Consider the following 12,735-nt stretch of genomic DNA (forward strand, 5'->3'; position numbering starts at 1 on the left):
GCATGCGAGACACGCTGAAGCGGAGCCCGAAGCGAGCGGCGCCGTTGTGGGGCGCTCTCGTCGTCGTGGGGGCCATGGCTCTCGCCGGATGCGGCGGAGGCGAGCCGAAGTCGGCTCCGTCACCCTCGTCGGCGCCTCCGTCCGCCTCCGCATCTGCGGCGCCGTCCCCGAAGGAAGGGGCCTGCTACAACCTCACCTACGACGAGGCGCTGGCCCCGACCGCCGGCGGCACCGCGGTCTCCTGCAAGGGAAAGCACACCACCCAGACGTACGCCGTGGGCCGGCTGAGGAACGTCGTCGACGGCCACCTCGTCGCCGTCGACTCGGAGCAGGTCGCGGCCCAGGTCGCCGAGGCGTGCCCCAACAAGGTCACCAAGTACCTCGGTGGCGACGCCGACGACCTGCGCCTCTCGATGCTGCGCCCGGTCTGGTTCACACCAACGATCAAGGAGTCCGAGGCCGGCGCCAACTGGTTCCGCTGCGACGTCATCGGCATCGCCGGTCCCCAGGCCCTGATGACCCTCAAGGGCAACATGAAGGGCGTCCTGGGCGACTCCAAGACCGCCGAGCCGTTCCGGATGTGCGGCACGGCGTCGCCGAAGTCCGAGTCCTTCAAGCGCGTCCCCTGCTCCCTCAAGCACACCTGGCGAGCCCTGTCGGTCATCGACCTCGGCTCCGGGAAGTACCCCGGCGAGTCGAAGGTCAACAGCGCCGGCGCCGAGGACTGCAAGGCCGCTGCCGCCGAGGTCGCCGACGACCCGCTCAAGTACGAGTGGTCGTGGGAGTTCCCCAGCGCCGAGCAGTGGCAGGGCGGGCAGACGTACGGCATTTGTTGGGCCCCGGCCTGAGGACCCGGGGCGAAGCCCCGGGCCGAAGGCCGGTACGGCGCCGACTCGGCGCAAATGCATCGGAGGAGCGAAGCGGGGGAGGTGCCTTTGCGCCGCGTCGGCGCAAGCCCGACGCAAGGCGCAATGACGTCTGAAACGGATGCGTCAGCGCGCCAGCCCGAACAGCAGGCCGAGTCGGCAGTCCTTCAGAAACCCAGCTTGCGCAGCTGCCGCGGGTCCCGCTGCCAGTCCTTGGCGATCTTGACGTGCAGGTCGAGGTAGACCGGCATGCCGAGCAGCTCCTTGATCTGCAGGCGTGCGCGCTGACCGACGTCCTTGAGCCGTGAGCCCTTGTGGCCGATCACGATGCCCTTCTGGGAGTCGCGCTCGACGTAGAGGAAGGCGTGGATGTCCATCAGCGGCTTGTCCTCGGGGCGGTCCTCACGCAGACGCATCTCCTCGACGACGACGGCGATGGAGTGCGGGAGCTCGTCGCGTACGCCTTCCAGGGCTGCCTCACGGATCAGCTCGGCGACGATGATCTCCTCGGGAGAGTCGGTGAGCTCGCCGTCGGGATAGAGCGGCGGCCCCTCGGGGAGAAGCTTGATCAGCAGGTCGCCGAGGAGGTCGACCTGGTCGCCGCCGACGCTGGAGACCGGGACGATCTCGGCCCACTCGATGCCGAGCTCGACGCCGAGGGTCTGGATCGACATCAGGTGCTCGCCGATCTGCTCGGGGGTGGCGAGGTCGGTCTTGGTGGCGACCGCGACCCGCTTGATCCCCTTCTTGAGCTTGTTGGCGTTCTCCGCGATCCGGCGGTCACCGGGGCCGATCTTCTCGTTGCACGGGAAGCAGATCGCGACCACGTCGACCTCGGTCCAGGTGGCCTCGACCAGGTCGTTGAGGCGCTCGCCGAGCAGCGTACGCGGCCGGTGGATGCCCGGGGTGTCGACCAGGATCAGCTGGCCGTCGGGCCGGTGGACGATGCCCTTGACCACGGTACGAGTCGTCTGCGGCTTGTCGGAGGTGATCGCCACCTTGGTGCCGACCAGCGCGTTGGTCAGGGTCGACTTGCCCGCGTTGGGACGTCCGACGAACGACACGAAGCCGCTCCGAAATTCGTGTGCTGGCGGCGCCGGGCTCGGCTCGGTCACTGTTGCTCCTGTTGCTCGTCGTATCGCTGCCAGATCTGCTCGTCGGTGAGCCCCTGGGCCTTGCCCTCACGCCACACCGGTCCGGGATCGACCGAGCGCGGCTGCCGCTTCTGGCCGCCTCCGCGCCAGTAGCCCATCACGTCGTAGGCGTGGGAGTCGAGCTTCCGCTCGCGCATCAGATGCTTGCGGATCGCCCGCATCTGGCTGGACTCACCGGCCATCCAGAAGTAGCCGTCGCCTTCGGGCCACTCGATCTTCTCCACGGCTGCCGCCAGGTCGGAGGAGGTCTCCGACGGCGGCGTGGACCAGGTGACCTCGGCGGTCCCAGGAAGGTATCCGGGCAGGTCATCGGGGGTCTCGGCCCAGATCCGCGTCGGCAGCGTGGTGGTCTCGGCGATCCGCGCCATGGCCGGCATCGCGGTCAGGTCCCCGACCAGTAGCAGCCACTGCGCGCTGTCGGGCGCGGCGTAGGAGCCCTTGGGCTCGGTGATGGTGACCGTCTGCCCCACGGGGTCGGTGCGCGTGGCCCACTCGGTCACCAGACCGACGTCGTGGACGACGACGTCGAGGGTCAGCTCTCCACCTTGCCATGACCGGACGGTGTAGTAGCGCGACTGGAACTGCCCCGGGACGACCAGCCCGACCCATTCGTCGGGGATGCCGGTGGACTCGAACCCGGCCAGGCCGGGACCGCCGAGCACCAGACGTACGAGGTGGGGCGTGATCTGCTCGCGCCGCAGCACCTCCGCGGCGTACTGCTGGGCCTTGACACTCATCGCCTCAAGGTTATCCGCGCAGACGCGGCCCACCCGCATCAGCGCCGCACTCATTCGTGGCTGATGGCGAGCAGAGCCTCTCGAGTCGCGTCGTCGGCCGGGAACATCGCCTCCACCGCGATCTCGTCGACCGTCACATCGCGAGGCGCGCCGATCACGGAGAGGACGTAGAGAAAGGACAGATCGCCGAGGCTCGTACGCAGCAGCAGCGGCAGCACCGGCAGGGCACCGTCCCTCGCCGTGACCGCCGGCGCCTCCACGTCGGCTCCGGGCGGGGCCGGATAGCCCTCCACGTCTTCGAGGAGCTCGACCAGCCCATCGGCCGCGGTGCGGTCGAGCTGCCGGCGGATGCGGCCGACGACGTGTGTCCGCCACTGCGTGTAGTTGCGCACCTGCGCCGCCAGGCCGTCGGGATGCAACGTCGCGCGCAGCATGTTGAGCCGAGGCTGCCGCAGCGCGGCCGGCAGCGGAGCCAGGAAGAGCTCCATGGGCCGGTTGGTCGCCACCATGTCCCAGCGGACGTCGACCGCGCAGGCCGGATAGGGCTCGTGGGCGGTGAGCACCGCCTCGACGGCGGACCTGGCGGCGCCGAGGTCGTCGAGCGGCCGCTCCTGGTAGACGGGCGCGAACCCTGCCGCGAGATAGAGCCGGTTGCGCTCACGCAGCGGCACCTGGAGCTCCTCGCAGAGCCGCTCGATCATCGTCCGGCTCGGGCCCGACCGGCCGGTCTCGATGAAGCTGAGGTGGCGGGCCGACACGTCGGCCGCGATCGCCACCTCGAGCTGCGAGCGACGGCGCCGCTCGCGCCAGTCCCGAAGCAGCTCTCCGACGCTCAGCTGGGCCGTTGTCATGCACCCAGGCTGCCGGGCGGAGCGCGGCGCGGCAACTACCCCAGAGGTAATCGACAGGGCTCGCCCGGAGGCGGATCGTCGTAGCCATGACGACTGAAACCACACCCCGCTCACCTGCCGCCACCGCCGAGGCGTACGTCTCGTTCTGGAACCTCTCCGCCGAGGAGCAGCGCACCCTCGGCGCCACCCTTTTCGCCGACGACGTCGCTCGCTCCACCCCGATCGGCGAGTCCACCGGCCTCGAGGCGCTGATCGACTTCACCCACCAGTTCGCCGAGGGCGTCGGCGCCTTCACGTTCGTGGCCCGAGCCGAGCCCGACTCACACCACGGTCACGTCCGCGTGCGCTGGGACATCCGCAAGGAGGAGGGCTCGTTCGCTGAGGGTACGGACGTCCTGGACCTGGACGGGTCCGGGCGGATCGCCGCGATCACCGCGTTCATCGATCGCGCCCCCGACGGCTTCGATCCCGACGCGCACCACGAGGAGGCCTGAGGTGTTCCTGATCGAGATCGCCGCTCCCGCCGGCGCACTCACCGACGGCGACCGCGCGACGCTGACCACGGCGGTGACCTCGCTCCTCACCGAGGGCGTCAACGCGCCGGAGGAGACGATGTCCCGCGGCCGGGCGGTGACGCACATCGCCTTCCGGGAGCTCGTCGGATGGAGCACCGGCGACGGGGCGTGGGCGCCGCCGGCACCACCGCCGCTGGTCGTCACGGCCACCGTTCCCGAGGCGTGGCGGGAGGAGATGTCTCGCCCGTTGTCCGGCGCCGTCCGTGCCGGCGTACGCAGACTCGACCGCGACCACGGCTGGACCAGGCCGGGCGGGCACCTCTGGATCAACCTCGTCGGGATCGCGGACGGCAGCATCGGGCTCAACGGCACACCCGCGACGGCGGACGACCTGACGAGCTGGATGACCGAGGAGTTCCGTACGCGACACCGCGCGGGCGACGTCGACCTCCCCGCGGGTGTCGTCATCGATCCGGTGTGCGGCATGCAGGTCACCCTCGGCCGCGGAGCGATCACGTTGGAGCACGACGGCGAGACCATCGGCTTCTGTGCCGCGTCGTGCCGTCGTGCCTACGCCAAGGAGCACGGCGTCCCGGCCTGATCAGGCCGGGCCACCGCCCAGCCCGATCTCGTTGCCGTCGGGGTCGCGGAAGATGGTCTTGCGGACCCCGTTGCCGTACGTCTCCTGCGACTCCGGCCGCAGACCACGTTCGGCGATCGCGGCGAGGCGGGCGTCCAGGTCGTCGACGAAGAGGGTGACGAAGCCACGGCCCGCGAGCTCGCGTCGCACCTCGACGTAGAGGTAGCCGTGCTCGACCACCTCGAAGACGGCCTCGACGTCGTTGGGATAGAAGGCCGGCGGGCCGCCTAGCAGCGCCTCGTACCACCGGGCCGCTCGGGCCAGGTCCGCGACCGGCAGCCCGGCGAACAGGTCGGTCATCAGAACCTCCAACGGGTCGCACCGTAGGGCTCGACGGTCGCGACCGCGTGGGCGGAGGTCGCGTCGATGCGGAAGACGTGCCAGGGCGCCGGGCCCGCGCTCTGGGCGTTGAACGGCGCGGTGACGGCCTCGCCCGACTCGTCGACCTCGGCCGGCCAGCCCTCGTCGTCGTGGTAGTGCTTGGCCACCCGCTCGAGCTCGTCGCCGAGGACCCGCGTCACGCGGCCCTCCACGACCAGGTCGAACTCACGGACCGAGAGCGACAGCGCGCAGCGGGGATCACGGGCGAGGTTGCGCCCGCGCCGCGTCCCCGGGCCGGTGACCAGGTAGAAGCGGCCGTCGAACCAGATCGCGCCGATGGCGTTCACGTGCGGACCGCCGTCGGCGTTGATCGTGCTCACCCAGGTCGTGTAACGCCCGGGCTCGCCCTCCTGCGACCCCGGGCCCTGGTTGAACCCCTGGTCGAGGCGAGCGGTGACCTCCTCCCAGGACATCGGCGGGGCGTCGTACATCTCGGCAAGGTTGTGGGTCTTCATGGCGGTGTCTCCTTCGACTGGTTCAGGACTCTTCACCTGTTCCACGAAGGAGTCACCGCCATTTCGACAATTGCCACGTCCTCGATCTAGAAGGTGTGCCGCAGCGGGTAGCCCGAGAGCCCGTCGACCGTCTTGGTCGCGAGCACGTGGTGGAGCTGGATGTTGTTGCGCTCGAAGCCGATCCGGGAACCGGCCATGTAGATACCCCAGACCTTCGCGGTGCCGAGGCCGACCTCGTTGACGCAGGCGTCCCAGTTGTCGCGGAGGTTGTCGTTCCACGCCGTGAGGGTCTTGGCGTAGTGGACCCGGATGTTCTCGTGGTGCTGCACCTCGAGGTCGGTGTTCTCGATCGCGGACACGATGGTGCCGGAGCCGATCAGCTCGCCGTCGGGGAAGACGTAGCGGTCGATGAACGCTCCCGCGTTCGCCTTCGAGACGTTGTCAGGACGGGTGATGCAGTGGTTGAGCAGCCGGCCCCCGTCACGCAGCTTGCTCTTGATGAAGCCGAAGTAGGCCGGGTAGTTGGCCACGCCGATGTGCTCGGTGAGCCCGATGGAGCTGACCGCGTCGAAGTCCCCCTCGACCACGTCGCGGTAGTCGGAGAAGCGCACCTCGGCGACGTCGTCGAGGCGATCGGCCTTGATCGCCTTCTGGGCCCAGTTGGCCTGCTCGCGCGAGAGCGTGACGCCGAGCGCCTTGACGCCATAGTGCTTGGCCGCGTGGCGCACCATCCCGCCCCAGCCGCAGCCGATGTCGAGCAGCCGCATCCCGGGCTCGAGCCCGAGCTTGCGGCAGATCAGGTCGTACTTGGCTGCCTGCGCCTCCTCGAGCGTGGCGTCCTCGGTCGGGTAGAGCGCGCACGTGTAGGTCATCGACGGGCCGAGGACGTACTCGTAGAAGGTGTTGGAGACGTCATAGTGGTGGTGGATCGCATCGGCGTCGCGCGCGGGCGAGTGCCGCGTCCACGGCAGCGCGCTGATCGCGCGGCCGGAGAGGTGGCGTACGTTCTCGGCCCGCTGCCGCCATGCCGGCAGGTGCTCCTGCGGCGGTGGCTTGGGCGGGACGAAGTTCTTCACCCCGAGCGCGCGCACCATGTCGACCGTCTCCCGGGGGCTCGGCCGTTTGAAGTCGGTCTTGTCCAGGATCACGTCCAGGAGCGGGTAGGGGTCGCCCGGATGAATGCCGTGCAGGGCCATGTCACCGCTGACGTAGGCACGTGCCAGCCCCAGATCGCCCGGCGCGGTCAGCAGGTACGCGAGCCCACGCGGGTTGAGGATCTCCATCCCGAAGGGAGAGTCCCTGTCGCCGGCGACACTGCCGTCGTACGCGGTGAGCTTGATAGGCAGCCCACCGTCGAAGAGTTCGTTGATGGTCTCTGCAATGTGGTTCACAGTCTCTTCACCGCCTTGCTGTACAGATCGGTCAACCGATTGCCGGGGTCATACCTCGCCTTCACGGCCGCGAGGTTGTCCCCGTCATAGAGAGCGTTGAAGACATCCATGTCGTAGAACGCCTCGGAGTAGAGCGATTTATGCCCGCCGAGCTCGTGGACCTGATCCTCGATCGCACGGTTCTTGGGCGCGTTGACGGCGCCGGGGCCGACGTGGACCGTGCCCCAGAAACCGACGTTGACGTACGTCCGGCCCGCCTCGAGCGGGTAGGTCGGCCATTTCCCTCCTGTGCTCGTGCCGTGGGAGACCAGCGGACACAGCCACACCGGCCGCATCCCGATCTCGGCGTCGAACCACTCCAGGAAGGCTGGAAGGTTCTCGACCGGGACCTCGATGTCCTGGATCACCCGTTCCCTCAGGAGCCGTCCGGCACGCGCGTCGAGCTTGTCGGCGATGCCGAACCTCCGGTCCAGGCCGACCAGCGTCATGTAGACGTCCGAGCGCCGCAGCCGGCGCGGCCACACCCTGCGGAGGTACTTGTTCTGCGCGCCGAAGGCGCCCGAGCACCAGAACCAGTCGGTGTCCCAGCGCCACAGGTAGTCGTAGGTCGTCAGCAGGTCAGCCCCGGAACCGGACGCAGCACGCTGCTGGATCGAGCGGTAGTAGATCTGCTGGCCGCCGTAGTCACTGGGGTTCTGCGTTGCTTGGTCGGTCCAGGTTGCGAGGGTCAGGTAGTACTCCCCCGGCTCGAACGCGACACCGTCGAGCCCGTCGACCCGCTCCCCCTCGTACGTCCTGCTCTCGGTGATCTGCGCGATCGTCTTGGTGAGCAGGCCGAGGTCGTCGAAGCGTACGTGGCGCAGCGCGACGTAGCCCGGCACCTTCTCCAGCTTGATCTTGAGCCGGGTGGCGTAGCCGAGGGAGCCGTAGGAGTTGGGGAAGGTGTCGAAGAGGTCCTCCCCAGGTCGGGTCGTGACGATCTCGCCCGCTCCGGTCAGGATGTCCATCTCCAGCACCGACTCGTGCGGCATCCCGTTGCGGAACGAGGTCGACTCGATGCCCATCCCGGTCACCGCGCCACCGAGCGTGATCGTGCGCAGCTGCGGGACGACGTACGGGATCATCCCGTACGCCAAGGTGGCGTCGACGAGGTGCTCGTAGGTGCACATCCCCTGTACGTCGGCAGTGCCCGCCACGGCATCGACCTCGATCACGCCGCCCAGGCCGGAGACGTCGAGACCGGGGGCGTCGGTCGCCGCCCGGGCCCGGAAGAGGTTGGTGGTGCGTTTGGCCAGCCTGACGGGAGCGCCGTCAGGGATCCGCTTGTAGGAGGCCGTCAGCCGCTCGACGGCCTCGGTGTGTCGTTGCCAACCAGTCTCACCCGTCACTCCACGCACTTTACTCGCGCCCTGGGATCTCGGGTTTCGATTTTCACGTTCGTTCGCTTACAGTCACAAGCGCCGACTGCTCCCGTCGAGCGCCCCCATCTCGTGCACCCTGGAGGGTCCCCATGTCCAGTGCTGCCCATCGTGACGCTGTGTCGACGCTCGCCGAGAAGGCAACCCCCTACTTCACCGAGAACCAGGTCAAGTGGCGCAACAAGTCCGTGTCCCAGGCGCGGCTCGCGCTGGCGATCGACCAGATCGTCGTGCACATGCGTGAGAAGGGTGTCGACATGGCCACCATGAACGGCCTCACCGCCTATCGTGACGAGGACGGGATCCACGTCACGATCGAGCTGGGCACCCTCCCCCTCCTCGCCGAGACCGGCGGCGCGGGCGGGGCGGGCGGTCACCGAGCCGCCCGCTAAGGCGCGATGGCCGACGCGACGACGGCTCCCGCGGCATCCATGCCGCTCTGGTTCGGGTGGTACGGCGCCGCGGCGCTGGTGGGGATGAGACCCTCGACCCACTTGCTCGCGTAAGGGGCACAGACGCCGTGGCCGGTGCTCGGGGTGGCGATGTCGATGTAGGTCGCTCCGCTCTCCGCCGCGGCCCGCCGGATCATCGCGTTGGTCCGGTCGAAGATGGACTGCAGCCACTGGGCGTCGACAGCCCAGATCGGGTCGGTCGGATAGCAGCCGGTCGCGTCCCAATAGCGAAGGTAGCCGACCAGGTGGACCGCGGCCCCGGGCGCGCGGGTGTGGATCCGGTTCACCGCATCGACGATCTTCGGCTGGACCGCCGCGAGCTGGGCGTCGGTGGTGTCCCCACCCGCCGTCATCCACGACTTGCACGAGACGCCGAGCGGCTCGGGCAGCGGCTGGGTGCAGCCGATCACGGTGCCGCCCATGTTGATGTCGTTGGCGCCGATCGCCAACGTGACGATGTCGGTGTCGGCGGTGACCGCGTCGAGCTGCGGCGCGATGTAGCCGAACCGCCGCCCGGTCAGGTCGGCGGTGGTCGCACCCGAGCAGGTCACGTCGGTGAGCTGCGCGCCGAGCGCGCGGGCGGCGACGGTCGGCCAGTTCGAGGCCGATCGCAGACAGTCCAGGCTGTTCTGGGTCCCCACCAGCGGGCCTGCGGCCGAGGAGTCACCGAGGGCGACCATCTTCAGCGAACCGGCCGCCGAGGCCGACTGCGCTCCGCCCGGTCCGATGACCAGAGCGACCGTCGCCGCAACCGCTCCCAGCAGGGCCGCACCACGCCGTACGTACCGTCTCATCTCTTCCTCCCAGATCGTCGTCGCGGCCGAAGAGCCGTCTCCACGATGCTGGGGCACGACACCGGTGCTCGAGGGTGGGACCGAAGCCAGAGTTTCCCGGTGGAGGCTGTGACAGGTCACAGCGAGATGCCAGGGACCGGCCGAGGTCTGCCACGATGGCCTTGTGACAGGTCCCAGCAGCTGGCTCATCGGCGGCCATGAGATCACCCAGATCCTGTCGACCCGGATCCCGGAGCTGACCGACGAGGTCCTCCGTGTCCTCATGGCGGAGCTGCCTGTCTACGCCCGCCTGCCGACGGTCCTGCTCCAAGGAGACGTACGCCGGGTCGTGGTGCGCGCCATCCGGCTCTTCGTGACGGCGCTCGACACCGGCGGACGGCCTGACGACGCGGCGCTGGCGGACCTCGCCGAGTCGGCCGCACGCCGCGCCGAAGAGGGCGTCCCGTTCGAGATGGTGGTCGCCGCCTACCACCGCGGAGCGCGGGTCTGCGCGGACACGGCGCTCGCCGGAGCGCGCCCGGAGGACGTGGAGGCGGTGCAAGCCGTACTGCGCACCACGATGAGCTTCCTCGAGCACATCGCGGTCGCGGTGGCGGCCGGGTATGCCCAGCACACCAGGACCGCGCTGGCCGAGCAGGCGGCCTCGCGGACGCTCCTGGTCAACACCCTGGTGGAAGGTGGGGACATCCACGAGGCGGCCGGCCGTGCCGGGATGACGCTGCCCGCCTCCTACCTCGTCGCCACCCTCGTCGCCGGCCCCCACCCCGACGAGTCGGACCCGGGCATCGACCCGCTCGTGGCCGCCCGCTGGAAGCTGCGTCGCATCCACGAGGAGCTGAGCAGGCACTACCGGGAGACGGTGCTCTGGATCCCGGCCACCGACGGCGGTCAGGCACTGATCCCGCTGTCGACGGCCGCCGACGAGAGCTCCTCGACGGACATCGCGCGCCTGGAGCGGATCCTGGCCGACGTACGCCGGGCCGCCGGGGCGGAGATCCACGTCGGTGTCACCGTCGCGGCACCGTCCGGGGTGCCGGAGGCGGCACGTCTCTCCCGCGAGGTCCTCGAGGTCGCGCTGAAGCTGGGCAGACCGCCCGGCCTCTACCGGCTGGTCGACGTGGTGCTCGAGCACCAGCTGTCCCGCGCAGGTGCCGGCCGCGACCTGCTGGGGACGCTGCTCGATCCTCTCGACGGCCACGACGATCTCGGCGAGACCCTGCAGGTCTTCCTGGCGAGCGGGCTGAACCGGCGCCGGACCGCCTCGACGCTGCACGTCCATCCCAACACTGTCGACAACCGGATCCGGCGGGTGAGCGAGCTGACCGGGCTCGACGCGACGCGCGCCGAGGACCTGCCGCTGCTGCACGCAGCAGTGACCGCGCGCCGCACCGCCTCGGGCCTATGAGCGCACGGACGCGGCCAACGTGCCACGCGGGTCGCCGAGAAGGACCGGGACGTCCTCGCCTGCGAACTCCTTGACGGCCGCCAGGTCGGCCGCGGATGGCGCGTCGGACTCACCGAGCACCACGACCGCCTCGAGCCCCTTGGAGCCCGACGCAACCGCCATCGCCACGCAGACGCCGATCGCAGAGACCTGGAGCGAGGGCAGGTCCACGGTGGCAGCGGCGTAGGTGCGGCCGTCGAGGTCGCGTACGGCTGCTCCTTCGGCCGCACCGGTGCGGGCACGCGTCGCGCGGGCCAGGGTGACCAGCTTGCGGTCCTCCGCGGAGAGCTCACTCTGCTCGGGCATGTGCCTCTTTCTTCCTGTCCGTCTTCTCGATCTGCTCGTCCTCGCCGTCGGCCTCTGTCTCGGCCGGGACGACGACGCTGATGCGTACGGTACCGATCTTGTTCCGCCGGCCGGCAGCCTCCTCGGCCGCGAAGCGGAGCCCGTGGGCCTCGACCTCGGTCCCGGGGATCGGCACGAGGCCGAGATGCTTGGCCATCAGACCGCGTACGGAGTCGACGTCGTCCTCCTCGACGGGGACGCCGATGAGCTCTTCGATGTCGCTGACCAGGAAGCGTGAGGGCACCCGCCAGGAGCCGTCGCCGAGGTGGAGGGGCTCGCGGTCCTCGATGTCGTACTCGTCGGTGATCTCGCCGACGATCTCCTCGAGGATGTCCTCGATGGTGATCAGGCCGGCGGTGCCGCCGTACTCGTCGACGACGACAGCGATGTGCTGGCGGTGCTGCTGCATCTCGGCGAGCAGCTCGTCGACCGGCTTGGAGTCGGGGACCCAGGTCGGCTTGCGCATCAGCGACTCGACCCGCTGGGTGGTCTCGACCTCCGGCGCCTCGAAGTCCCGAGCAACGACGTCCTTGAGGTAGACCATCCCGATGATGTCGTCGAGGCTGTCGTCGATCACCGGCATCCGGGAGTAGCCCGAGCGCAGGAACAGCGACAACGCCTGACGCAGGGTCTTGCGGCGCTCCAGGAAGACGATGTCACCGCGGGGCACCATCACCTCGCGGGCACGGGTGTCGCCGAGCTCGAAGACCGAGTGGATCATCCGGCGCTCGTCGGCCTCGATCAGGTCGGAGGCCTCGGCGATGTCGACCAGCTCGCGCAGCTCGGTCTCCGTCGAGAACGGGCCCTTGCGGAAGCCCTTGCCGGGGGTGAGCGCGTTACCGAGCATGATCAGCAGGCTCGGGATCGGGCCGAGGATGGCGGTGATCGCACCGATCGGGCCGGCGACCGCGAGGGCGATGCCCTCGTGATGCTGGCGCCCCAGCGTGCGGGGACCGACGCCGATGACCACGAAGGAGACCACCGTCATCGTCGCGGTCGTGGTGAGCACGGTCGGCCACCAGCGCCCCTGGTAGAGGTCGTACGCCCACAGCGCGACCAGCACGGTCGCACCGATCTCGCACAGCATCCTGAGCAGCAGCACCGTGTTGACGTAGCGGGCGGGGTCGCCGACCACCGCCACCAGGCGCTTGGCGCCGGCCCGGCCCTCGGAGACCAGCTCCGCGGCCCGGGCGCGGGAGAAGGCGCTGAGCGCCGCGTCGGCGGCTGAGAAGATGCCGGCGATCAGGACCAGAACTGCGGCTGCGATCAGCAGCCTCGCATCGTCCATGGGT

General features: G+C 69.6%; 15 protein-coding genes. 5 read left to right on the plus strand and 10 right to left on the minus strand.

From position 1 onward, the window contains the following. Positions 1-2: 2 nt before the first annotated feature. A complete protein-coding gene (locus ABT304_RS00740; RefSeq protein WP_350712883.1) occupies positions 3-848 on the plus strand; it encodes a septum formation family protein in 846 nt (281 codons plus the stop codon). Positions 849-1,033: 185 nt separating this feature from the next. Here ABT304_RS00740 and era read toward each other — a convergent pair whose 3' ends face one another. Genes era through ABT304_RS00755 form a run of 3 tightly spaced genes read right to left on the minus strand, consistent with a single transcriptional unit; the run spans position 1,034 to position 3,608 of the window. Beyond that, positions 1,034-1,981 carry a GTPase Era gene (gene era, locus ABT304_RS00745; RefSeq protein WP_350712884.1) on the minus strand — a complete coding sequence of 316 codons (948 nt, stop codon included), beginning with the start codon at positions 1,979-1,981 and terminating at the stop codon, positions 1,034-1,036. Further along, on the minus strand, positions 1,978-2,757 hold the full coding sequence (locus ABT304_RS00750; RefSeq protein ID WP_350712885.1) for a siderophore-interacting protein: 780 nt from the start codon (positions 2,755-2,757) through the stop codon (positions 1,978-1,980). Before ABT304_RS00750 ends, era begins: the two co-directional genes overlap by 4 nt. 50 nt (positions 2,758-2,807) lie before the next feature. Further along, the gene (locus ABT304_RS00755; protein ID WP_350712886.1) at positions 2,808-3,608 is read right to left on the minus strand and encodes a helix-turn-helix domain-containing protein; all 801 of its coding nucleotides are present in this window, start codon (positions 3,606-3,608) and stop codon (positions 2,808-2,810) included. A gap of 86 nt (positions 3,609-3,694) precedes the next feature. Here ABT304_RS00755 and ABT304_RS00760 point away from each other — a divergent pair, with 86 nt between their 5' ends. Both ABT304_RS00760 and ABT304_RS00765 read left to right on the plus strand, forming a co-directional pair. Beyond that, positions 3,695-4,102: an isomerase gene (locus tag ABT304_RS00760; RefSeq protein WP_350712887.1), complete on the plus strand. Its 408-nt coding sequence runs from the start codon at positions 3,695-3,697 to the stop codon at positions 4,100-4,102. Between the two features lies 1 nt (position 4,103). Continuing rightward, positions 4,104-4,724, plus strand: coding sequence for a hypothetical protein (locus ABT304_RS00765; RefSeq protein ID WP_350712888.1), 621 nt, complete (start codon positions 4,104-4,106; stop codon positions 4,722-4,724). Here the strand turns inward: ABT304_RS00765 and ABT304_RS00770 are convergent, their stop codons facing one another. The 4 genes from ABT304_RS00770 to ABT304_RS00785 form a co-directional block, all read right to left on the minus strand. Then, positions 4,725-5,063, minus strand: a complete 339-nt coding sequence (locus ABT304_RS00770; protein WP_350712889.1) for a VOC family protein — start codon at positions 5,061-5,063, stop codon at positions 4,725-4,727. Beyond that, positions 5,063-5,599, minus strand: a complete 537-nt coding sequence (locus tag ABT304_RS00775) for a pyridoxamine 5'-phosphate oxidase family protein (RefSeq protein ID WP_350712890.1) — start codon at positions 5,597-5,599, stop codon at positions 5,063-5,065. The genes ABT304_RS00770 and ABT304_RS00775 overlap by 1 nt, the downstream gene beginning before the upstream one ends. 86 nt (positions 5,600-5,685) lie before the next feature. Next, the gene (locus tag ABT304_RS00780) at positions 5,686-6,990 is read right to left on the minus strand and encodes a class I SAM-dependent methyltransferase (RefSeq protein WP_350712891.1); all 1,305 of its coding nucleotides are present in this window, start codon (positions 6,988-6,990) and stop codon (positions 5,686-5,688) included. Beyond that, the gene (locus tag ABT304_RS00785) at positions 6,987-8,378 is read right to left on the minus strand and encodes an FAD-binding oxidoreductase (RefSeq protein ID WP_350712892.1); all 1,392 of its coding nucleotides are present in this window, start codon (positions 8,376-8,378) and stop codon (positions 6,987-6,989) included. The genes ABT304_RS00780 and ABT304_RS00785 overlap by 4 nt, the downstream gene beginning before the upstream one ends. A 122-nt stretch (positions 8,379-8,500) precedes the next feature. Between ABT304_RS00785 and ABT304_RS00790 the strand changes: the two genes are divergently transcribed. Next, entirely contained in the window at positions 8,501-8,800 is a 300-nt protein-coding gene (locus ABT304_RS00790; RefSeq protein WP_350712893.1) for a hypothetical protein, read from the plus strand. On the opposite strand, the gene ABT304_RS00795 is transcribed toward ABT304_RS00790, so the two are convergent. Beyond that, a complete protein-coding gene (locus ABT304_RS00795) occupies positions 8,797-9,654 on the minus strand; it encodes an SGNH/GDSL hydrolase family protein (RefSeq protein ID WP_350712894.1) in 858 nt (285 codons plus the stop codon). The two genes, ABT304_RS00790 and ABT304_RS00795, sit on opposite strands and share 4 nt — an antisense overlap. A 163-nt stretch (positions 9,655-9,817) precedes the next feature. Between ABT304_RS00795 and ABT304_RS00800 the strand changes: the two genes are divergently transcribed. Continuing rightward, positions 9,818-11,059 carry a PucR family transcriptional regulator gene (locus ABT304_RS00800; protein ID WP_350712895.1) on the plus strand — a complete coding sequence of 414 codons (1,242 nt, stop codon included), beginning with the start codon at positions 9,818-9,820 and terminating at the stop codon, positions 11,057-11,059. On the opposite strand, the gene ABT304_RS00805 is transcribed toward ABT304_RS00800, so the two are convergent. Then, the gene (locus tag ABT304_RS00805; RefSeq protein ID WP_350712896.1) at positions 11,054-11,404 is read right to left on the minus strand and encodes a cytidine deaminase-like protein; all 351 of its coding nucleotides are present in this window, start codon (positions 11,402-11,404) and stop codon (positions 11,054-11,056) included. The genes ABT304_RS00800 and ABT304_RS00805 overlap by 6 nt on opposite strands. Next, complete coding sequence (locus ABT304_RS00810; protein WP_350712897.1) at positions 11,388-12,731, minus strand: hemolysin family protein; 1,344 nt, start codon at positions 12,729-12,731, stop codon at positions 11,388-11,390. Before ABT304_RS00810 ends, ABT304_RS00805 begins: the two co-directional genes overlap by 17 nt. Positions 12,732-12,735: the final 4 nt, after the last annotated feature.

This window comes from Nocardioides sp. NPDC000445 (assembly GCF_040300245.1).
Lineage (GTDB): Bacteria > Actinomycetota > Actinomycetes > Propionibacteriales > Nocardioidaceae > Nocardioides.